The organism is Lysobacter sp. K5869 (genome assembly GCF_018847975.1).
Classification (GTDB): Bacteria; Pseudomonadota; Gammaproteobacteria; order Xanthomonadales; family Xanthomonadaceae; genus Lysobacter.
This window is the reverse complement of record NZ_CP072597.1, coordinates 5488997-5510761: the sequence shown is the minus strand read 5'-3', so window position 1 is coordinate 5510761 and position 21765 is coordinate 5488997. Positions and strand designations below refer to the sequence as shown.

The 21765-nt window shown below is 69.6% G+C and carries 19 protein-coding genes; 6 read left to right on the top strand and 13 right to left on the bottom strand.

Translation table 11 applies throughout. The features are described 5' to 3' along the window. Window positions 1-4: 4 nt before the first annotated feature. Window positions 5-1153, top strand: coding sequence for an AI-2E family transporter (locus tag J5226_RS23390; protein WP_215837349.1), 1149 nt, complete (start codon window positions 5-7; stop codon window positions 1151-1153). Next, entirely contained in the window at window positions 1150-1878 is a 729-nt protein-coding gene (gene hda, locus J5226_RS23385) for a DnaA regulatory inactivator Hda (RefSeq protein ID WP_215837348.1), read from the top strand. The genes J5226_RS23390 and hda overlap by 4 nt, the downstream gene beginning before the upstream one ends. Before the next feature lie 305 nt (window positions 1879-2183). Here hda and bluB read toward each other — a convergent pair whose 3' ends face one another. The 7 genes from bluB to cysG form a co-directional block, all read right to left on the bottom strand. Further along, complete coding sequence (bluB, locus tag J5226_RS23380; protein ID WP_215837347.1) at window positions 2184-2900, bottom strand: 5,6-dimethylbenzimidazole synthase; 717 nt, start codon at window positions 2898-2900, stop codon at window positions 2184-2186. 9 nt (window positions 2901-2909) lie between these two features. After that, the gene (locus J5226_RS23375; RefSeq protein ID WP_215837346.1) at window positions 2910-3413 is read right to left on the bottom strand and encodes an O-acetyl-ADP-ribose deacetylase; all 504 of its coding nucleotides are present in this window, start codon (window positions 3411-3413) and stop codon (window positions 2910-2912) included. Window positions 3414-3417: 4 nt separating this feature from the next. Then, a complete protein-coding gene (locus J5226_RS23370) occupies window positions 3418-3969 on the bottom strand; it encodes an RNA 2'-phosphotransferase (RefSeq protein WP_215837345.1) in 552 nt (183 codons plus the stop codon). 58 nt (window positions 3970-4027) lie between these two features. After that, window positions 4028-4747: an N-acetylmuramate alpha-1-phosphate uridylyltransferase MurU gene (gene murU / locus J5226_RS23365; protein ID WP_215837344.1), complete on the bottom strand. Its 720-nt coding sequence runs from the start codon at window positions 4745-4747 to the stop codon at window positions 4028-4030. Beyond that, window positions 4744-5781 carry a phosphotransferase gene (locus J5226_RS23360; protein ID WP_215837343.1) on the bottom strand — a complete coding sequence of 346 codons (1038 nt, stop codon included), beginning with the start codon at window positions 5779-5781 and terminating at the stop codon, window positions 4744-4746. Before J5226_RS23360 ends, murU begins: the two co-directional genes overlap by 4 nt. Window positions 5782-6391: 610 nt before the next feature. Continuing rightward, complete coding sequence (gene cysK, locus J5226_RS23355) at window positions 6392-7369, bottom strand: cysteine synthase A (protein ID WP_215837342.1); 978 nt, start codon at window positions 7367-7369, stop codon at window positions 6392-6394. A 36-nt stretch (window positions 7370-7405) separates the two neighbouring features. Continuing rightward, entirely contained in the window at window positions 7406-8866 is a 1461-nt protein-coding gene (gene cysG / locus J5226_RS23350; RefSeq protein ID WP_255322911.1) for a siroheme synthase CysG, read from the bottom strand. 318 nt (window positions 8867-9184) lie between these two features. On the opposite strand from cysG, the gene J5226_RS23345 reads away from it, so the two are divergent. Further along, window positions 9185-10168 (top strand): LysR family transcriptional regulator, encoded by a 984-nt coding sequence (locus J5226_RS23345; RefSeq protein WP_215837341.1) that lies wholly within the window; start codon window positions 9185-9187, stop codon window positions 10166-10168. 679 nt (window positions 10169-10847) lie between these two features. On the opposite strand, the gene J5226_RS23340 is transcribed toward J5226_RS23345, so the two are convergent. The 4 genes from J5226_RS23340 to J5226_RS23325 are packed head-to-tail and all read right to left on the bottom strand — an operon-like array spanning window position 10848 to window position 15455. Beyond that, entirely contained in the window at window positions 10848-11600 is a 753-nt protein-coding gene (locus J5226_RS23340) for a phosphoadenylyl-sulfate reductase (protein WP_215837340.1), read from the bottom strand. Beyond that, window positions 11597-13336, bottom strand: a complete 1740-nt coding sequence (cysI, locus tag J5226_RS23335) for an assimilatory sulfite reductase (NADPH) hemoprotein subunit (protein WP_215837339.1) — start codon at window positions 13334-13336, stop codon at window positions 11597-11599. The genes J5226_RS23340 and cysI overlap by 4 nt, the downstream gene beginning before the upstream one ends. Continuing rightward, the gene (locus J5226_RS23330; protein WP_215837338.1) at window positions 13333-13593 is read right to left on the bottom strand and encodes a hypothetical protein; all 261 of its coding nucleotides are present in this window, start codon (window positions 13591-13593) and stop codon (window positions 13333-13335) included. The genes cysI and J5226_RS23330 overlap by 4 nt, the downstream gene beginning before the upstream one ends. After that, window positions 13593-15455, bottom strand: a complete 1863-nt coding sequence (locus tag J5226_RS23325) for an assimilatory sulfite reductase (NADPH) flavoprotein subunit (RefSeq protein ID WP_255322910.1) — start codon at window positions 15453-15455, stop codon at window positions 13593-13595. The genes J5226_RS23330 and J5226_RS23325 overlap by 1 nt, the downstream gene beginning before the upstream one ends. A 454-nt stretch (window positions 15456-15909) precedes the next feature. Here J5226_RS23325 and cysD point away from each other — a divergent pair, with 454 nt between their 5' ends. Both cysD and cysN read left to right on the top strand, forming a co-directional pair. Beyond that, window positions 15910-16818, top strand: a complete 909-nt coding sequence (cysD, locus tag J5226_RS23320; RefSeq protein WP_255323136.1) for a sulfate adenylyltransferase subunit CysD — start codon at window positions 15910-15912, stop codon at window positions 16816-16818. Beyond that, window positions 16818-18806, top strand: a complete 1989-nt coding sequence (gene cysN / locus J5226_RS23315; protein WP_215837336.1) for a sulfate adenylyltransferase subunit CysN — start codon at window positions 16818-16820, stop codon at window positions 18804-18806. The genes cysD and cysN overlap by 1 nt, the downstream gene beginning before the upstream one ends. Before the next feature lie 220 nt (window positions 18807-19026). Here cysN and J5226_RS23310 read toward each other — a convergent pair whose 3' ends face one another. Continuing rightward, window positions 19027-19272: a GlsB/YeaQ/YmgE family stress response membrane protein gene (locus J5226_RS23310; protein WP_215837335.1), complete on the bottom strand. Its 246-nt coding sequence runs from the start codon at window positions 19270-19272 to the stop codon at window positions 19027-19029. 268 nt (window positions 19273-19540) lie between these two features. Beyond that, on the bottom strand, window positions 19541-21034 hold the full coding sequence (locus J5226_RS23305; RefSeq protein ID WP_215837334.1) for a M20 family metallopeptidase: 1494 nt from the start codon (window positions 21032-21034) through the stop codon (window positions 19541-19543). 218 nt (window positions 21035-21252) lie between these two features. On the opposite strand from J5226_RS23305, the gene J5226_RS23300 reads away from it, so the two are divergent. Then, entirely contained in the window at window positions 21253-21594 is a 342-nt protein-coding gene (locus tag J5226_RS23300; RefSeq protein ID WP_215840548.1) for a ComEA family DNA-binding protein, read from the top strand. Window positions 21595-21765 lie beyond the last annotated feature (171 nt).

Genomic DNA, 21765 nt, shown 5'->3' with positions numbered 1-21765 from the left:
CCGCATGATCGAACGCGCTCCGTTGGAAGAGATCGCCCTGTTCCTGCGCCGTCTGCAATGGACGGCGCTCGGCCTGGGCGCCTGCTGGCTGCTGTGGGTGTTGGCGCCGGTGCTGACCCCGTTCGTGGTCGCCGCCATGCTCGGCTGGCTCGGCGATCCGCTGGTCGACCGGATCGAACGCACCGGCCGCTCGCGCAACACCTCGGTGACCTTGGTGTTCACCCTGATGGCGCTGCTGGTGGTGCTGGTGCTGCTGATCCTGGTGCCGCTGATCGAGCGCCAGATCACCACCCTGATCGTGTCGCTGCCGACCTACCGCGCCTGGTTCACCGACACCGCGATTCCGTGGCTGGAGCAGCGCACCGGCTTCCAGATCAGCGTCTGGCTCGACCTCAACCACATGATCGAACTGGTGCGCAGCAACTGGGAGCGCGCCGGCGGCATCGCCACCACCTTGCTCGGCTATCTGTCGCGCTCGGGCTTCGCCCTGATCGCGATGGTCGCCAACATCGCCCTGCTGCCGGTGCTGACCTTCTTCTTCCTGCGCGACTGGGACAAGCTGGTCGAGCGCGTCGCCTCGTTGATTCCGCGCGCTTACCTCGACACCGTCGGCCGGCTGGCGCGCGAATCCAACGACGTGCTCGGCGCGTTCCTGCGCGGCCAGTTCCTGGTGATGCTGGCGCTGGGCGTGATGTACGGCGTCGGCCTGTGGGCGGTCGGCCTGGATCTGGGCATCCTGATCGGCATCATCGCCGGCCTGCTGACCTTCGTGCCTTACCTCGGCCCGGCCAGCGGCATCATCCTCGGCGTGGTCGCCGCGCTGGTGCAGTACGGCGACTGGAAGCACGTGCTCGGCGTGCTGATCGTGTTCGGCGTGGGCCAGGTGGTGGAAAGCTACTGGCTGACCCCGAAGCTGGTCGGCGACCGCATCGGCCTGCATCCGGTGGCGGTGATCTTCGCCGTGCTCGCCGGCGGCCAATTGTTCGGCTTCCTGGGCATGCTGCTGGCGCTGCCGGTGGCGGCGGTGGTCAACGTGCTGCTGCGCTACGCCCAGGAGCGTTACACCCATAGCCGCCTGTACGCGGGCGATCAACCCGTCGCGCTGGCCGAACCGGCCGCCGACGACGCAGCGGAGCGCGAGAGCAAGCAGTGAGCATTCCGCAGTTGCCGCTGGCCCTGCGTCATTCGCCGGACCAGCGTTTGGAAACGTATGTGAACGCGCCCGAGGGCGCGATCGCGCAGTTGCGTTCCCTGTCCAGCCACAACGAAGAAACCGCCGGTTACCGCGATCCGACCCAGGCCGACTGGGTCTATCTGGTCGGCCCGGCCGGCGTCGGTAAGACCCATCTGCTGTTGGCCGCGTGCGCGCAGGCCGACCTCAGCGGCCGCCGCGCCGCCTACGTGCCGCTGAGCGCGGCGGTGGGCCGCTTGCGCGAAGCGCTGCAATCGCTGGAAACCAACAACGACCTGCTGGCGCTGGACGGCATCGAAGCGATCGCCGGCCGCCGCGAGGACGAGATCGCGCTGTTCGACACCCACAACCGCGCGCGTCAGGCCGGCATCGCGGTGATCTACGCCGCGCGCGAGAACCCCGACGAACTCAAGCTGACCTTGCCCGACCTGCGCTCGCGCCTGTCGCAGTGCACGCGCATCGTGCTGACCCCGCTCGACGACGACGGCCGCGCCCAGGTGCTGCGCCAGCGCGCGCAGCGGCGCGGGCTGGCGCTGGAAGAGGCGGCGCTGGAGTGGATGCTCAAGCGCATGGACCGCGACCTGGGCGGGCTGACCCAGTTGCTCGACAAGCTCGACCGCGCCTCGCTGGCGGCGCAGCGGCGGATCACGGTTCCGTTCCTCAAGCGGACGATCGACGACGAATAGGGCGGCGTCGCGCGCCGCCGCAGGCAGGCGCGCACGCACGAGCCCGCGCACGCACGAGCCCGCGCACGCACGAGCCCGCGCACGCACGAGCCCGCGCACGCACGAGCCCGCGCACGCACGAGCCCGCGCACGCACGAGCCCGCGCACGCACGAGCCCGCGCACGCACGAGCCTGCGCACGCACGAGCCTGCGCACGCACGAGCCCGCGTGAGTTCTCTCGTACATAACGATGCGCGCGTGCCAGCCGGCCCGCGTAGAGCCGCCGCCTCTCGCTCAAACGATTTCACCCACGCGAACGCGTGCGATCAATCCCGCGCGCCGGCCCCGCCGATTTCCGCCAGCGCCTGCGCCAACGCCTCATCCGCGACCGCCTCGCCCCAGCCGTTGCCGTGCACCAGCGTCGGCAACGGCAGGCGTTCGCGCCAGCCGCGGGTTTCCAGTTCCGGCTTCGGCAGGAACTCGCTGACGTAGCCCAGACACAGATACGCCACCGGCTGCACCCGCTCGGGCAAGCCGAGGACGCGGGCCAGATCGGCCGGTTCGAGAATGCTGACCCAGCCCACGCCGATGCCCTCGGCGCGCGCGGCCAGCCACAGGTTCTGCACGGCGAGGCAGGTGCTGAACAAATCCGCGTCGAGCATGGTGTTGCGGCCCAGCACATGCGGCCCGCCGCGTTCGCGGTCGCAGGCGATGCACAGGTTGACCGGGCTGTCGACGATGCCTTCGAGCTTGAGCTTGCGGTACAGCGCCGCGCGCTCGTCGGCGTACAGCGAGGCGGCCTGCGCATTCGCGTTTTCGTGCAGCGCCTTGACCCGCCGCTTCACCGCCGGGTCGTCGATCACCACGAAATCCCAGGGCTGCATGAAGCCCACCGACGGCGCGTGATGGGCCGCGCGCAGCAGCCGCGCCAGCACCGGTGCGGGAATCGGATCGGGCAGGAATTGCGAGCGCACGTCGCGGCGTTCGAAGATCGCGCGGTACACGCCGGCGCGTTCGGAATCGGGAAAGCGGTGGTCGGACATGAGGAGGTATCAGCCGTCGGGTTCGAGCAGTGCGCGATAGATCGCCAGATCCGCCTCGCCGAAGCAACAGAACACCACCTCGGCCGGCGCCGGCGCGGAATGCGCGCGCACCGTCGCCACCGCGATGCGCGCCGCCGCCTGCGCCGGATAGCCGAAGATGCCGGTGCTGATGCACGGGAACGCGATGGCGGCGAAGCCGCGCTCGGCGGCGATGCGCAGGCTGTTGCGGTAACACGCCGCCAACCGCTCCGGCTCGCCATGTTCGCCGCCGCGCCAGACCGGCCCGACGGTGTGGATGACGTGCTTGGCCGGCAGCCGATGGCCGCCGGTGAGCTTGGCTTCGCCGGTCTTGCAGCCGCCGAGCAAGCGGCATTCGGCCACCAAGCCCGGCCCCGCGGCGCGGTGGATCGCGCCGTCCACGCCGCCGCCGCCGAGCAGCGAGGAATTGGCCGCGTTGACGATCGCGTCCAGCGCCAGCGTGGTGAGGTCGGCCCGGATCGCGCGCAGCTTCATCGCCTCAACCCTGCGCCGGCCAGTCGATGAATTCCGCCGCGACCGCGTCGGTGAGCCACACGCCGTTGTCGGCGCGATAGAAGGCGATGCCTTGCGCGTGCATGTCGCCGGCGCGGATGTGCAGGACCAGCGGCGTGCCGTGGCGGCTGCCGACCTTGACCGCCGTATCGCGGTCGAGCGACAGGTGCACGTGCTGGCGGCTGCGCTTTTCCAGGCCCGTGCGCCGGATCGACGCGGCGAAGCGGGTCGCGGTGCCGTGATAGAGCGTGGCCGGCGGCTCGACCGGCGTCAGCGCCAGATCGATGTCGATGGAATGGCCTTGGTTGGCGCGGATGCGGCGCTTGTCGTCGCTGAGCTTGAAGCGCTGCTTGTCGTTGTCGCGCACGATCTCTTCGATCAGGGTGCGGCTGTAGAGCCTGCCGTGCGCGCCGGCCTTGGCGATGAATTCGTCCACGTCGGCCCAGCCTTGGGCGTCGAGGGTCAGGCCGATGGCCTGCGGTTCGTGGCGAAGGATGAGGCTGAGGAACTTGCTGAGTTTCTTGTGTCGGTCGGTCATAAGCGTCGGCGCGGATGCTAGTCGCGCGCCGCGGCCGGCGCCAGTGCCGCGGCGTCCGTCAGTCGGCGACGAACGTCGCGTCGAGCTCGCGCAGCCGCTCGGGCGTGCCGACGTCGGTCCAGCGGCCGTCGTGGTGCGAGCCGCGCAGGCGGCCGCGATCCGCGGCGCGGCGCAGCAGCGGGACGATGCTGAAGCGCGGCGGATCGAGTTCGGTGCCGGCGGCGTCGCCGAGCGCGTCGCGCCAATCGTCGAACAGGGATGCGCGGTACACGCCGATGCCGGCGTAGGTGAGCTTGCGTTCGCCCTCGTTGGCGACGCGGCCGTCGGCGCCGAGTTGGAAGTCGCCGCGCGGATGTTGCGGCGGGTTGTCGACCAGCAGCAGATGCGCGTCGCCGTCGACTTCGCGCGGCAGCCGGGCGAAGTCGTAGTCGGTCCAGATATCGCCGTTGGCGACGAGGAACGGCGCGTGCGGGTCGGCGTCTTCTTGCAGCAGCTTGAGCGCGTTGAGCATGCCGCCGCCGGTTTCCAGCGGTGCGGCGCCTTCGTAGGAATAGCGCAGGCGCAGTCCCCAGCGCGCGCCGTCGCCGAGCGCGGCGGGGAAGCGGTCGGCCAGCCACGAGGTGTTGACCACGACCTCATCGACGCCGAGCGCGGCGAGCTTTTGCAGATGCCATTCGATCAGCGGCGCGCCGCCGACCGGCAGCAGCGGCTTGGGCGTGTGCAGGGTCAACGGGCGCATGCGCTCGCCCAGGCCGGCGGCGAAGATCAGCGCCTTCATGCCGAAGCCTGCGCGTCGGCGGCCAGCGCCGGGCGCACGTAGCGTTCGACGATGTCGCTGAGCGGCTGCAGTTCGGGATAGCGCGGCAGCACCAGATCGAGATAGCGCAGGAAGCGCGGCGCGTCGGCGAGGTACTTGGGCTTGCCGTCGCGATGATTGAGCCGCGCGAACAGGCCGAGGATCTTGATGTGGCGCTGCAGGCCGGCGAAATCGGCGTCGCGGCGGAAGCGCGCGTAATCGGGCAGGGGAATGCCGGCGGCGACGGCGCGCGCGTGGTAGCGCGCCAGCCACGCTTCGACGCGCTCCTCGGGCCAGCTCACGAACGCGTCGCGGAATAGGCTGATCGGGTCGTAGGCGATCGGGCCGCGCAGCGCGCCCTGGAAATCGATCACCGCCAGGCCGTCGGCGGTCGGCATCAGATTGCGCGGCATGAAATCGCGGTGGATGAACACCTGCCGCTGCGCCAGCACGTTGTCGAGGATGCGGCGGTAGGCCAGATCGAGCCGCTCCAGATCGCCGCAGTCCAGGCTTACGCCCAGGTGGCGGCCGAGGAACCACTCGTCGAACAGGCGCAGCTCGCGGGTCAGGAAGGCTTCGTCGTAAGGCTGCAGATCGTCGGGGCAGGGCAGCGCCTGAATCTTCAGCAGTTGATCGAAGGCGGCGTCGAACATCGCGTCGGCCTCGGCATGGCCGGCTTCGACCGCTTGCAGGACGGTCTCGCGGCCGAGGTCTTCGAGCAGCAGGAAGCCTGGTTCGGGATCGGCCTGGAACACGCGCGGCACGCGCACGCCGCCGGCCTCCAGCACTTCGCGCAGGCGCAGCCAGGGGCGCGGGTCTTCCAGCTCCGGCGGCGAGTCCATGACGATGGCGTCGCCCTCGGGCAAGCGCGCGCCGGCGTGGACGCGGCCGCGCCAGTAGCTGCGGAAGCCGGCATCGAAGGAGGCGCGGACCAGTTCGAGGCGGTCGTCGCCGGTCGCGGCGCGGGCCCAGGCCAGGCGCGCGGCGTCGCGGTCGGAGGGGTGCGGCTGGGTCATGCAGGCTCCATGCGGCGAAGGCCGCCGGCGCACAGGGTAGCCGTCCGGGCTCGGATCGCAACCTCAGGGCCTGAATGCGGCGCCCGGCCTGGACGTCGTCGCGGTAGCTCCCTGTAGGAGCGACGCGAGTCGCGACCGCGGAGTCTCCGCTCGCGGCGGAGGCAGCGTCGTAGTCGTAGTGTCGCGGTCGCGGCTCGCGCCGCTCCTACAGGGAGCGTCCGTAGCCGCGTCGATGCGGGCCCCACAAAAGTGTAGGGCGAAGCCCGCGACGCCTTCGGCCGGAAACGGTCGCCACCGCCTTCCCCGGCTTCTTGCGCCGCGGGCCCCGCCCTACGGGTGCCCGGGTGAAACGCCGTTGCGCGCGATTTGCCGATGGCGCGCAGCGGGTGAAAACGGATCGAACCATCAACCTGAGCGAAACGGTCGCAACCAACGACCTCGACGCAAGCGATTCGCAAACCAGCCGGCGAATCGCCGATACAGCCCTACAGCAGGTGAAGCACGCAGCGCAGCCGGCGTTCGATCCGGTCCCGGCGCGGAGGCACGTCCGCGCCGGTGCGTCCTAGGCGCGCGGCCGTTCGCGCGCGGCTGCGCCGCGTGTGCGGCGGTCTCAGGCGGCCACTTCCTCCGGCTCCAGCGACTTCAGCCATTCGTCGTCGGAGCCTTCGTTGACGCCTTCGAACAAGAACGTGGACAGATAGCGCTCGCCGGTGTCGGGCAGCATCGCCAGCAGCACCGAGCCTTCCGGCGCGGCCTGCGCGACTTCCAGCGCCGCGGCGACGGTGGCGCCGGCGGAGATGCCGACGAACAGGCCTTCCTCGGCGGCGAGACGGCGCGCGGTGTCGCGCGCGACGACGTCGTCGATGGGACGGATCTCGTCGGCGATGGCGCGGTCGAGCACGGCCGGGACGAAGTCCGGCGTCCAGCCCTGAATCTTGTGCGGCTGCCAGTCCTTGCCCGACAGCAGCGACGCGCCGGCGGGTTCGGAGGCGACGATCTTGAGCTCCGGCCGCGCCAGCTTCAGCACCTGCCCGGCGCCGCTGAGGGTGCCGCCGGTGCCCCAGCCGGACACGAAGTAATCGAGCCGCTTGCCGGCGAAGTCGCGCAGGATTTCCGGGCCGGTGGTGTTGCGGTGATAGGCCGGGTTGGCCGGGTTTTCGAACTGGCGGGCGAGGAACCAGCCGTGCTTCTCGGCCAGTTCGGCGGCCTTGCGCACCATGCCGGTGCCGCGTTCGGCGGCGGGGGTGAGGATGACCTTGGCGCCGTACGCGCGCATCAGCTTGCGCCGCTCGATCGAGAAGGTTTCGGTCATCACCGCGACGAACGGATAACCGCGCGCGGCGGCGACCATCGCCAGCGCGATGCCGGTGTTGCCCGAAGTCGCTTCCACTATCGTCTGGCCCGGCTTGAGCAGGCCGCGCTGCTCGGCGTCGAGCACGATCGCCAGAGCGAGGCGGTCCTTGACCGATCCGCCGGGATTGAACGATTCGACCTTGGCGTACAGCGTCACGTGCTTCGGCGCGAGGCGGTGCAGTTTGACGATCGGCGTGTCGCCGATGGTGTCGAGGATGCTTTCGTGCAGCGACATGAGGTGGCTCCCGTGGCGTGGGGTAGGTGATTGGAATCAGGCGGCCTGGGCCAGCGCGGCTTGCGTCGCTTCGGCGTCGGGCAGCGCGGTCAACGGCGCCTCGCCGAACCAATGCAGGCGCTGGGCCAGCGCGGCGACTTCGCCGACGATCAGCAGCGCCGGCGATTGCACGCGATGGCCCTGCGCGCGCTCGGCCAAGTCGGCCAGCGTGCCGGTCACCACGCGCTGCTCGCGGCGCGAGCCGTTTTCGATCAGCGCGAACGGCGTGCTGGCGGCGCGGCCGTGTTCGATCAGCTTGTCGCGCAACACATCCAGGCCGGCCACGCCCATGTAGACCGCGAGGGTTTGCTTCTCTTGCGCCAGCGCCTGCCAGTCGAGGTCGCCGGCCGAATCCTTGAGGTGCGCGGTGACAAGACGCAGCGACTGCGCATGCTCGCGATGGGTCAGCGGCACGCCGGCGTACGCGGCGCAGGCCAGCGCGGCGGTGATGCCGGGCACGACCTCGAAGGCGATGCCGGCCTGCGCCAGCACTTCCAGTTCTTCGCCGCCGCGGCCGAACACGAACGGATCGCCGCCCTTGAGCCGGACCACGCGTTTGCCGGCGCGGGCGTGTTCGAGCATCAGCTCGTGGATGCGGTCTTGCGTGGTGTGGTGATTGCCGGCTTGCTTGCCGACTTCGATCAACTCGGCGTCGCGGCGCGCCAACTGCAGGACCTCGCGGCTGACCAGGCGGTCGTGCAGGATCACGTCGGCCTGATTGAGCGCGCGCAGGCCGCGCAGCGTCATCAATCCGGCGTCGCCGGGGCCGGCGCCGACCAACACCACCGAACCGGCGGGCGGCGTGGCGGGCTTGTCGTCGATCAAGGCCGCGCCGAACGCGCGCTGCGCGTCGTCGCGGCGGCCTTCGCGCAGCAGGGACGGAATCGGGCCGGCCAGCACGCGCTCGAAGAAGCGCCGGCGCTGGCCGAGATCGGGATAGTGCCGGCGGATGCGCGCGCGCTCGGCGCTGAGCAGCTGCGCGAGTTCGCCGAGCGATTCGTCGAGTTCGGTTTCCAGGCGTTCGCGCAGATGCCGCGCCAGCATCGGCGCGCCGCCGCCGCTGGAGATCGCGATCTGCACCGGGCCGCGTTCGACCCGCGCCGGCACGTGGAAGCTGGAGCCTTCGACGTCGTCGACCACGTTGACCCACACCCGGCGCGCTTCGCCGGCCGCGGCGACGGCGCGGTTGACCGCTTCGTCGTCGGTGGCGGCGACCGCGAGCCAGGCGTCGTCGAGCCAAGCGGCGACGAATTCGCCGGCCAGATGTTCGATGCGCCCCTCGGCGACCCAGGCCGCCAAAGCCGGATTCAGCCGTGGCGCGCCGAGCCGCACGCGCGCGCCGGCGTCGAGCAGGGCGGCGGCCTTGCGCTGCGCCACTGCGCCGCCGCCGACCACCAGCACGGTGCGGCCGCGCAGGTCGGCGAACAGCGGGAACAAGGGAGACGAGGCGCGGGTCACGGCGGCGGGCGGACGGCGAGGAGAGGATGCGACGACCCTACGGCCGCGCCCCGCCGCGGCGGAAATGACGGCCCCGCCTTTGCACATGCCGTCACGTAATGAGCCGTAGCGTTGCGGCGCCGACACTGGACAGTCGGGCCGGTGGATGGTTAATCTATAAATCCTTTCATCCGAATAGAGCGATAAATACGTGGAATCGAGGTGCTGGCGAATGCGTGCGATGCACACCCGCTGCCGCGGCAACGCGGGCGACGGCTGTTGTCGCCGCTGCGCCGTTCGCCGCATTCCGCCCCGACTCTCATTCTGGATCGCCACGCCATGACCCTGACCCAACTGCGTTACTTGGTCGCCATCGCCGACTCCGGCCTCAACATCACCCTCGCCGCCGAACGCGTGCACGCCACCCAGCCCGGCCTGTCCAAACAGCTCAAGCAGCTGGAGGACGAGTTGGGCTTTCTGCTGTTCGTGCGCAAGGGCCGCAGCCTGGAGGCGATCGCGCCGGCCGGCGAACGCGTGCTCGCGCATGCGCGGCGGATCCTCGAGGAAGCGGCCAACATCCGCGCCTACGCCGCCAACGAACGCGGCCAGCACGCCGGCCGTCTGGTGCTGTCGACCACGCACACCCAGGCGCGCTACGTGCTGCCGCCGGTGATCGCCCAGGTCAAGCGCGATTTCCCGCAAGTCAGCGTGCACCTGCAGGCCGCGGCCGACGGCGAGGTGCTCGCGCACCTGTCGCACGGCAACGCCGACTTGGCGGTGATCAGCACCGCCGGCGCGCCGCCCGAGGGCGGCCTCGCGGTGCCGCTGTTCCGCTGGCGCCGCGTGGTGCTGGTGCCGCGCGGACATCCGCTAGCCAAGCTCGACCGCGCGCCGACCTTGGGCGAACTGGCCCAGCACCCGCTGATCAGCTACGAATCCTCGACCCGGCCCGAATCCTCGCTGCGCCGCGCCTTCGCCGCCGGCGGCCACGAACCGCAGCTGGCGATGACCGCGCGCGACGCCGACCTGATCAAGACCTACGTGCGCACCGGCCTGGGCGTCGGCCTGCTCGCGGAAATGGCGGTGACCTCGCGCGACGACGACCTCAAGGCGCTGGTCGCGCCCGACGCGGTGCCGGAGTGCATCACCTGGGCGGTGATCCCGCGCGCGCGGGTGCTGCGCGATTACGCGCTGGAACTGGTGCAGGGCTTGGCCCCGCAGATCGACCGCCGCGATTTGCGGCGGGTGCTGGAAGGCAATCTGGAGCCGCAGTGGCCGAAGGCGCCGACGTGGGTGGAGCTGACGCAGTCGATCAGTTCCTGAGCGTCGCGTCGCGGTTCGGCGAAACATACGAATCCCCCTGTCGACGGCAGGGAGATTTTCTTTTTCAGGGCTTGGCACGATCGGGGCGTAGCGGCGCGATCTGCCTGTAGGAGCTGCGCGAGCTGCGACCGCGGGGTGTCCGCTCGCGGCGCTGGCTTCGTCGTAGTTGCGTTCCCGCGGTCGCGACTTGCGTCGCTCCTGCAGGGGCTTCGGCTGTTTTCGTCGTTGCACGGTTGCGGCGTAGCGGCGCGATCTGCCTGTAGGAGCTGCGTGAGCTGCGACCGCGGGGTGTCCGCTTGCGACGCAAGTTTCACCGTGGTTGCGTTCCCGCGGTCGCGACTTGCGTCGCTCCTACAGGGGCTTCGGCTGTTTTCGTCGTTGCACGGTTGCGGCGTAGCGGCGCGATCTGCCTGTAGGAGCTGCGTGAGCTGCGACCGCGGGGTTTCCGCTCGCGGCGCTGATTTCGCCGTGGTTGCGTTCCCGCGGTCGCGACTTGCGTCGCTCCTACAGGGACTTCGGCGGTTTTCGTCGTTGCACGGTCGCGGCGTAGCGGCGCGATCTGCCTGTAGGAGCTGCGTGAGCTGCGACCGCGAGGTATCCGCTCGCGGCGCTAGTTCCGTCGTGGTTGTATTCCCGCGGTCGCGGCTTACGCCGCTCCTACACGGACCGCACGGCGATATCAGGCCGCTTGGTTTTCCTGCACGGGCTCACTGTCGAAATGCAGCCCGCATTCGCGCTTGAGCCCGAAGAACCGGGTGTCTTCCTCGCGCATGCCGGGTTCCAGGCGCCGCGTGGTGTGGGTGTCGCCGATCGACACATAGCCGTCGTGCCACAGCGGGTGGTACGGCAAATCGTGCGCTTGCAGGTACTGCCACACGTCGCGGTCGCTCCAGTCGGCCAGCGGGTGCAGTTTCCAGCGGCCGTCCTTGATCTGCAGGAAGTCGAGATTCGCGCGGCTGCCCGATTGGCTGCGGCGCAAGCCGGCGATCCAGGTGCGCACGCCCAATTCGCCCAGCGCGCGCTGCATCGGTTCGACCTTGCGCATGCGGTTGTAGCGTTCGATCCCTTCCAGCCCTTGTTCCCACAGCTTGCCGAAGCGCGCTTCCATCCAGGCCACGCCGATCTGCGGGCGGTAGACCTTGAGGTTCAGCGACAGGCGCTCGCCGAGTTCGTCGATGAAGCGATAGGTTTCCGGGAACAGGTAGCCGGTGTCGACCACGATCACCGGAATCTGCGGCGCCTGCTGGGTCACCAGATGCAGCGACACCGCCGACTGCGCGCCGAAGCTCGACGACAGCGCGTGTTCGCCGGCGGTGTTCTCCAGCGCCCAGGCCACGCGCTGCTGCGCGGTCTGCGTCGCCAGCCACGCGTTGAGTTCGGCCAGCGCGCGCGGGGATTCGGCGGCGGTGACGGGATCGGTCGGAGCGCTCATGGGTGTGCCTCTGCAACCAGTGCGATGGGAATGCCGGTGGGAGTGGGATAGGGGACGGTCACGACCTGGCTGCGCACGAGGTAATCGCCGAAGCCTTCGCCGTCCTCGCGCTGGCCGGCGTAGGCCGCGAACAGCGGGTCCAGCGCGGCGGCGATTTCGGCCTCGTTGATGTTTTCGCGGTACAGCGTGTTCAGGCGCTGGCCGCGATGGTCGGCGCCGAGCATCAGGTTGTAGCGGCCCGGCGCCTTGCCGACCAGGGCGATTTCGCCCAGGTACGGGCGCGAGCAGCCGTTCGGGCAGCCGCTGATGCGCAGGTTGATCGACGCGTCGGGGATGGCGTGGCGTTGCAGCAATCGCTCGACCGCGTCGACGAAATCGGGCAGATAGCGCTCGGCTTCGGCCATCGCCAGCCCGCAGGTCGGCAACGCCACGCAGGCCAGCGCGTTGCGCCGCACCGGGCTGGCGCTGCGGTAGCCGTCCAGGCCGTGCTGCGCGACCAGCGCATCGACGCGTTCGCGCAGCGCCGCGGGCACGCCGGCGATGGTCAGGTTCTGGTTCGGCGTCATGCGGAATTCGGCGCCGTCGGCCTCCACCAGCAACTGCGCGATCTCGCGCAGGCCGCTGAGGTGGGTGACCTCTTCGCCGCGGCCGTCGAGCGCGCCGTCGACGATGCGGCCCGACGGAATGCGCAGGGTCAGATGCGCGCGGCCGTCGTCGCCGTCGACCCAGCCGAAGCGGTCGCCGTTGTGGCGGAAGCCGAACGGGCGCGCCGGAAGGAGAGTGAAACCGGCGCGCCGTTCGACTTCCGATTTGAACCAGTCCAGCCCGCGATCGTCGATGGTGTACTTGAGTCGCGCGCGCTTGCGCAGCTGGCGGTTGCCGAAATCGCGCTGGGCCGTGACCACCGCCACGCCGACCGGAATCACCTGATCGGGCGTGACGAAGCCGATCACGTCGGCCACGCGCGGGTAGGTCTCCGGGTCGCCGTGGGTCGCGCCCATGCCGCCGCCGACGGTGACGTTGTAGCCAAGCAACTCGCCGTCTTCGATGATGGCGATGTAGCCCAGATCCTGAGCGAACACGTCCACATCGTTGTACGGCGGAATCGCGAAGCCGATCTTGAACTTGCGCGGCAGGTAGGCCTGCCCGTAGATCGTCTCGTCCTCGCTGCCGCTGCCGGCCACCTGCTCCTCGTCGAGCCAGATTTCGTAATAAGCGCGGGTCTTGGGCAGCAGGTGTTCCGACAGCGCCGCGGCCTGCGCGAACACCGCCGCGTGGCTGGCGCTGACCTGCGGATTGGCCGCCACCGCGACGTTGCGGTTGACGTCGCCGCACGCGGCCAGAGTGTCCAGCAGCGCGGCGTTGATCGCCTGCATGGTGGACTTGAGCTCGGTCTTGATGATGCCGTGGTACTGGAACGCCTGGCGCGTGGTGATGCGCAGGCCGCGCTCGGCGAAGCGGGTGGCGATGGAATCGAGCTTGAGCCACTGCTCCGGCGAGACCACGCCGCCCGGCGTGCGGGTGCGGATCATGAAGCTGTAGGCCGGCTCCAGCTTGGCCAGACGGCGCTCTTCGCGCACGTCGCGGTCGTCCTGCTGGTAGCTGCCGTGGTACTTGATGAGGGTCTGGTCGTCCTCGTTGAGCGCGCCGGTCAATGGGTTGGCGAGGCTTTCCAGCAGGCTGCCACGCAGGCGAGCGCTGGCGAGCTTGATGTCTTCGACCGAATGCGCGCTCATGCCGGCGCTCCGGCGAACACCGCGAAATGCAGGCCGAACGGAGCGCGTCGCGACGCCGCAGACGCGCTCTTGTCGGCGCGCTCGTGAGCGGCGGCGCGGTGATCGCGCTCCATTCGGACTGCCGGGGCAAGCGGTGCGGGCGCAGAGCCGAACGTCCCGCGACGCTCAGTAGACTCCACAAACGCATCGCCGGCCTGCGACGTGCGGCGCGGTTCGACGAAATAGTGTTCGGACCAGCGGACAGCGACGGCGTACATCAGTAGACATCCCGGGCGTAGCGGCCCTGTTGTTGCAGATCGTTGAGGTAGTCCTCGGCCGCTTCCGCGCCGCGGCCGCCGTGCTCGGCGATCGCCGCCAGCAGCGCGGCGTGCACGTCCTTGGCCATGCGCGTGGCATCGCCGCACACGTACAGGTGCGCGCCGTTCTGCAGCCAGTCGTACAGCGCGCGGCCGTGTTCGCGCAGGCGGTGCTGGACGTAGACCTTGTGCGCCTGATCGCGCGAGAACGCCAAATCCAGGCGATGCAGCTGGCCGGACTTCAGCGCCGCCTGCCATTCGGTCTGATAGAGGAAATCGGTGCGGAAATGCGGGTTGCCGAACAGCAGCCAGTTGCGGCCCGAGGCGCCGTCGGCGGCGCGGTCCTGGACGAAACCGCGGAACGGCGCGACGCCGGTGCCCGGGCCGATCATGACGATGTCGCGGCTGCCGTCGGCGGGCAGGCGGAAACGCTCGTTGTGTTCGATGAACACCGGCAGACGCTCGCCTTCCTCGGCGCTGGCGAGTTGGTGCGAGGCCGCGCCCCAGCGCAGGCCGGATTCGTTCGCGTACTCGACGTGGGCCACGGTCAGGTGCGCTTCCTCGCCCACGGCTTTCTGGCTGGAGGCGATGGAGTACAGACGCGGGGTCAGCGGGCGCAGCGCGGCGACCAGTTCCTCGGCCGACCACGCGCCGTCGTAGCGCTGCAGCAGGTCGATCACCTGGGTGCGCGCCAGCAGTTCGGCCAGCGACGCGGATTGGTCGGGCGCGAGCAGGCGGTTGAGTTCGTCGCTGCGCGCATGCGCGGCGTGGCTGGCCACGAACGGGCGCGCGAGCTTGGTCAGTTCGCGCTTCTCGCCCAGCCATTGGCGCAGCGGCAGGCTCTGGCCGCCGTGGGCGACGGCGGCCTCGCCGTCGAGTTGCAGGGTCTCCAGCACCGCCTGCACCAGCGCGGGCGGATTGCGCGGCCACAGGCCGAGCGCGTCGCCGGGCTGGTAGTGCAGGCCGGAATCTTCCAGCGACAGTTCGATGTGGCGGATGTCCTTGTCCGCGTCGACCGCGCCGCGCGCGCTGCTGGCGCGGGCGATCAGGCGGCGGTTGCCGATCAGCTCGGCCGCGAACGGCGCGTCGCGGTGGTAGGCCGGCGCGGCCGGCGCGATCGGGCGCAGCGGCGTCACCGTGGCCAGATGCGCGGCGGCCGGCTTCAGGGTTTCGCGGGCCTGGGTCAGCGCTTGCTGCAGCCACGGGCCGGACACGGTTTCGATGTCGAGGTCGGCGTCGCCGCGGGCGAAGGCGCGGGTGGCGCCGAGTTCGGCCAAGCGCGCGTCGAGCTGGGCGCCGATGGCGCAGAACTGCGGATAGCTGGAATCGCCCAGGCCGAGCACGGCGTAGTGCACGCCCTTGAGCTCGGGCGCGCGCTTGCCGGCGATGAACTCGATCAGGCCGCGCGCGTCGTCCGGCGGATCGCCGTCGCCCTGGGTGCTGACCACCAGATACAGCAGGCGCTCGGTCTTGAGTTCGCGGGTCGGGTACGCGTCGGCGCGCAGCAGGCGCACGCTCAGGCCCGCAGCTTCGGCCTGCGCGGCCAGTTGTTCGGCCAGACGCTTGGCGTTGCCGGTCTGGCTGCCGTAGACCACGCTCAGGCGTTCGCCGCTCTTGGCTTCCGGCGCGATGGCCGCGGCGATGGGCGTGGGCGTCAGGCCGGAGCGGGCGAGGCCGGCGGCGTAGCCGGACAGCCACCACAGGCTGTCGCGGTCCAGGCCGTCGGTGAGGCGGGCGAGCGAATCCAGCCGGTCGGCCGGCAGCGGCGCGGCGAGCAGGGCGGGGGCGGCGGACGCGAGGGCGGACGGGGCGGCGGCAGGCACGGTGGCGGTCTGCGTGTGGCTTTGGAGTCCGCAGGCTACGAGCGCGCGCCCGGCGCGCGGAAAGGATGCTCGGTTATTCGTTAATGCCTTGCGTTCATTTCTCCCCGAATCCGGGGGGATTTCTAATGCCAGCCATGGCCGGGGGAGGGTACGCCCGCTCCGGCCGCCGCCGCGGGGCGGCGGATCGCGACGCAATGCGCGTTCGATCCGTGCGCCACGGCCCGCCATCCGGGCCAAACCGCGACGGATGTGGTTCGATGGTCGCCGGCCGGATTGCACAGGCAAGATCGGCGGCGGCCCTTGGAACCGGACCGAATCGACCGCCCGGGCGCCGCCGCGTCGCCCGGCCGCAACGGGAACGCGGCTTGCGAGTCCTCCTCCGATGAGTGCGTCACCCGAATCGATCGTCGCGTTGTCCCCCGAGCCGGCCGCCGTGGCCGCCGACGCCCCCGTGCTGCCGGCGTCGGCGCTGAGCCACCTCGACCGGCTCGAAGCCGAGAGCATCCACATCCTGCGCGAGGTCGCGGCCGAGTTCCGCAACCCGGTGATGCTCTATTCCATCGGCAAGGACAGCTCGGTGCTGCTGCACCTGCTGCTCAAGGCCTTCTACCCCGCGCGTCCGCCGATCCCGCTGCTGCACGTGGACACCGGCTGGAAGTTCCGCGAAATGATCGCCTTCCGCGACCGCCGCGCCGCCGAGACCGGCATCGACCTGCGCGTGCACATGAATCCCGACGGCCTGGCCCAGAACATCGGCCCGGTCAGCCACGGCGCCGCCGTGCACACCGACGTGATGAAGACCCAGGCGCTGAAGCAGGCGCTGGACTGGAACAAGTTCGACGCCGCCATCGGCGGCGCGCGCCGCGACGAAGAGAAGTCGCGGGCCAAGGAACGCATCTTCTCGTTCCGCAATCCGCAGCACCGCTGGGACCCGAAGAACCAGCGCCCCGAACTGTGGAATCTCTACAACACCCGCATCCATTCCGGCGAAAGCGTGCGCGTGTTTCCGATCTCGAACTGGACCGAACTCGACGTGTGGCTGTACATCTACCGCGAGCGCATCCCGGTGCCGTCGTTGTACTTCGCGGCGCAGCGTCCGGTGGTCGAGCGCGACGGCGCGCTGATCCTGGTCGACGACGAACGCCTGCCGCTGCGCGCCGGCGAAACCCCGCAGTTGCGCAACGTGCGCTTCCGCACCCTGGGCTGCTATCCGCTGACCGGCGCGATCGAATCGGAAGCCGACACGCTGGAAAAGATCATCGCCGAGATGCTGGTGGCGACCACCTCCGAACGCCAGGGCCGCATGATCGATCACGATCCTTCCGCTTCGATGGAGCGCAAGAAGCAGGAGGGCTATTTCTGATGAACGCCGAAGCCCAAACCCTCGCCGCGCGCGCCGACGCGGCCGCCGCCCACGAAGGCGGCGCCAGCGTGCTGGCCTTCGCCGCGCCGTCCGCGCGCCAGGGCGAGCGCGCCGGCGATCCGGCCGGCGACGCCGTCGCCGATTACCTGCGCCAACACGAAAGCAAGAGCCAGCTGCGTTTCATCACCTGCGGCAGCGTCGACGACGGCAAGAGCACGCTGATCGGGCGTTTGCTGCACGACACCCAGCGCCTGTTCGAGGATCAGCTGGCGGCGCTCGACGCCGACAGCCGCCGTCACGGCACCCGCAACGGCGAGATCGACTTTGCGCTGCTGGTCGACGGCCTCGCCGCCGAGCGCGAGCAGGGCATCACCATCGACGTGGCCTACCGTTATTTCGGCACCGAACGGCGCAAGTTCATCGTCGCCGATTGCCCGGGCCACGAGCAGTACACCCGCAACATGGCGACCGGCGCCTCCACCGCGGACCTCGCCGTGGTGCTGGTGGACGCGCGCAAGGGCTTGCTGACCCAGACCCGCCGCCACAGCTACATCGTGTCGCTGCTGGGCATCCGCCATGTGCTGCTGGCGGTCAACAAGATGGATCTGGTCGATTTCGATCAGGCCGTGTTCGAGCGCATCGTCGGCGAATACCGCGAACTGGCGGCCAAGCTCGGCATCGCGCACGTGCAGGCGGTGCCGCTGTCGGCGCTCAACGGCGACAACCTCACCGCGCGCTCGCCGGCCACCCCGTGGTATCGCGGGCCGAGCGTGCTCGAACATCTGGAAACCGTGGACGCGTCGCGCAACGGCGCCGAGTTGGGCCTGCGCCTGCCGGTGCAGTGGGTCAACCGTCCGCATCAGGATTTCCGCGGCTTCGCCGGCACCATCGCCGCGGGCCGCGTGCGTCCGGGCGACGAGATCGTCGCGCTGCCGTCGGGCCGGCGCTCGCGCGTGCAGCGCATCGTCACCGCCGACGGCGATCTGCAACAGGCGACGGCCGGGCAGGCGGTGACGCTGACGCTGGCCGACGAACTCGACATCAGCCGCGGCGACGTGATCGCCAGCGCCGCGCAGCCGGCGCAGGTGGCCGATCAGTTCGCCGCGCACCTGCTGTGGATGGATGCGAACCCGCTGCTGCCGGGCCGCTCCTATTGGCTCAAGATCGGCGCGCGCACCGTCACCGCCAGCGTCACCGAGATCAAGCACAAGATCGACGTCAACACCCAGGCCGAACTGGCCGCGCGCCGGCTCGAGCTCAACGAAGTGGCGTGGTGCAACCTGGGCCTGGACCAGCCGATCGCGTTCGAGGCCTATCGCGACAACCGCGAGCTCGGCAGCTTCGTGCTGATCGACCGCCAGACTAACGCCACCGTCGCCGCCGGCACCCTCGATTTCGCCCTGCGCCGCGCCGAGAACATCCACTGGCAGCCGGTCGACGTCGACAAGTCCGCGCGCGCCCAGGCCAAGCGGCAGAAGCCGCGCTGCGTGTGGTTCACCGGCCTGTCGGGTTCGGGCAAATCGACCATCGCCAATCTGGTCGACAAGCAGTTGCACGGGCTCGGCCACCACACCTTCATCCTCGACGGCGACAACGTCCGCCATGGCTTGAACAAGGATTTGGGTTTCACCGACGCCGACCGGGTCGAGAACATCCGCCGCGTCGCCGAAGTCGCCAAGCTGATGACCGACGCGGGCCTGATCGTGCTGGTGAGTTTCATCTCGCCGTTCCGCGCCGAGCGGCAGCTGGCGCGCGAGCTGTTCGGCGCCGACGAATTCGTCGAGGTGTTCGTCGATACGCCGATGGAAGAGGCCGAGCGCCGCGACGTCAAGGGCCTGTACGCCAAGGCGCGCGCCGGCAAGATTCCCAACTTCACCGGCATCGATTCGCCGTACGAAGCGCCCGACGCGCCGGAATTGCATCTGGCTACGCTCGACGACGATCCGCAAACGCTGGCGCAGCGCGTGGTCGATTATCTGCGGGACTGAGCCGCAAGGCTTCGTGCTTGCGCCGCGCTTGTCGCGGCGCGGTCGCGGCTTACGCCGCTCCTACAGGCGCCACGCGGCTTCGTGAGCCCCTTGTAGGAGCGGCGTAAGCCGCGACCGCGCCAACACAACCACGACGCAACCGCGCGACCGACGCCCCACCCAAAAAAGAACGCCCCGGCTTCCACCGGGGCGTTCGCTCAAGCGACGCGAGGATCGCCGCTCAACTCTTCGCGGCCTTGCTGCGGATGAACTCGTACAGGAACAGCAGCACGATGGCGCAGACCACGGAAACGATCAGGCCGATGAAGCCGCCGCCGCCGTACACCAGACTGCCGACGTAAGCGCCGGCGATGCCGAGCAGGATGGTCAGAATCCATCCCATCGGGTCGGCGCCGGGTTTGAAGAACCGCGCGAGGATGCCGATGACCGCGCCGATGATGATCGTGGAAATGATGCCGCCGAACATGGCTTGCCTCCGGGTGGGATGGGACTGCGCCAGGATCATGTGAGCGCGCGCGTCGGCGCGGCGTGAGGGCAAAGCGGGCGGATTGAACCGCCGTTAAGCCGTCGCCGACGGCGGTGGAGCGGGGCGCTGCCGGCTCGTTTCCCGGCATCGCCGCGGCGGGCCGACGCCGATATCCGTGCCGGCTCACATCGCTTTCGCGCGTTCGCTTCGCGCAAAGAAAAAGCGGACCCGCAGGCCCGCTTTTCCGTTCACCGCTTGGCCGCGAAACTCAGCAGCAGCCGTGACCGCCGTGACGATCGCCGCTGTCGGCCACCACCGCCGCGCCCGTGGTCTCGCCGCGCTGGCTGGCCTGATGATGCTCGGCGACGACGCGCGCCACGCACGCGGTGACGCGCTTGCCCATCGGGATGTGCAGGAACTCGTTCGGGCCGTGCGCGTTGGAATGGGGGCCCAGCACGCCGGTGATCATGAACTGCGCGCCCGGGAACTTCTCGCCGAGCATGCCCATGAACGGAATCGAGCCGCCTTCGCCCATGTACATCGCCGGTTGGCCGAAGAACTCGCGGCTCGACGCGTCGATGGCCTTGGACAGCCACGACGACATCGCCGGCGCGTTCCAACCGCTGGAGGACTTCTCCAGTTCCAGCGTCACCTGCGCGCCGTTCGGCGGATCGCGCAGCAGCACTTCCTTGAGCAGCTCGCCGGCGCGCTTGCCGTCGAGCGTCGGCGGCAGGCGCAACGACAGCTTCACCGAGGTGTAGGGACGCAGCACGTTGCCGGCCGACGCCAGCGCCGGCATGCCGTCCACGCCGGTCACCGACAGCGCCGGACGCCAAGTGCGGTTGAGCACCAGCTCCGACAGATCGTCCGCCATCGGCTTCATGCCCGGCAGGAACGGGAACTTGTCGTAGACCGCGGTGCCGAGCACCTTGGCGGCCTGACGCGCTTGTTCCATGCGCTCTTCGGGAACCTCGACGTACAGGCCTTCGATCAGGATCTTGCCGCTGGTCTCGTCTTCCAGGCGCGAGAGCAACTGGCGCAGCAGACGGAAGCTCGACGGCACCACGCCCGAAGCGTCGCCCGAGTGCACGCCTTCGCTGAGCACCTTGACGGTGAAGTTGCCGCCGGCCAGACCGCGCAGCGAGGTCGTGCACCACAGCTGATCGTAGTTGCCGCAACCCGAGTCCAGGCACACCACCAGCGAGGGCTTGCCGATGCGGTCGGCGAGGTGATCGACGTAGGCCGGCAAGTCGTAGCTGCCCGATTCCTCGCAGGCCTCGATCAGGATCACGCAGCGCGAGTGCGGGACCTGCTGATCCTGCAGCGCCAAGATCGCCGCGAGCGAACCGAAGATCGCGTAACCGTCGTCGGCGCCGCCGCGGCCGTAGAGCTTGTCGCCCTTGATGACCGGCTTCCACGGGCCGAGGTCGTCGTCCCAACCGGTCATTTCCGGCTGCTTGTCCAGATGGCCGTAGAGCAGCACGCAATCTTCATTGCTGCCGCCGTGCGCGGCCGGGATGTCGATGAAGATCAGCGGCGTGCGGCCTTCCAGGCGCACCACCTCGACCTGCATGCCCGGGATGGTCTGGGCCTTGGCCCAGGACTCCATCAACTTGACCGCATCGTCCATATAGCCGTGCTTGACCCAATCGGCGTCGAACATCGGCGATTTGTTGGGAATGCGGATGTATTCGACCAATTGCGGGACGATTTCGTCGTCCCACTTCTGACCGACGTAACGATCGACCTTGCTGGCGTCCATGAACGGGGCCTCGGAGCTGGGAAAGGCGACCATGGTACGCCGGCCGGGGCGTGTAGGACTTTTCCTACCCTGCGCTGCGGCTCCGCCCGACTTCGCCGGGGCCGGAGCGGCGATAACCTGTGCCCGTCGAGACATGGAGACTGTCTCCACCGGCAGACAAGGACTCAAGGAAGCAAGTCGGCCGGTCTGGAATGGAATCCAATCTCAAGGAGCTCAACATGAAATCGTTTGCCCTCATCGCCAAGTCGCTGGTGCTCTCGCTGGTCCTCGCCGGCAGCGCCTACGCCTCGGAGAAGGTCAATATCAACAGCGCCGATGCCGCCACGCTGGACCGCGTGCTGCTCAACATCGGGGCGTCCAAGGCAGAAGCGATCGTCGCTTACCGCAAGGCCAACGGGGCCTTCCGCAGCGTCGAGCAGCTGGCCCTGGTCAAGGGGATCGGTCTGAAGACGGTGGAAAAGAACCGGGACCGTATTGTGGTGGGCGGGGCGCCGGCGCAGGGTCGCCCCACCAACACCGCCGGCGCCATCGCGGCGCCGCGCGCCGCCAGCAAGCGCTGAACAAGCCTGCCGGCACCGTACGGATGCGGAGCCGGTAGCTGATCGGGCAAGGAGGCCCGAAGGATTCGGGGGGAGGTCCCTGGACACGGAAGTATGCTGCCCCGCCGCGGAAGGATCCGCGGCGGGGCACACCCATACGCAGCGACGTGAGTTCCACCGTCGCCGCCCGCG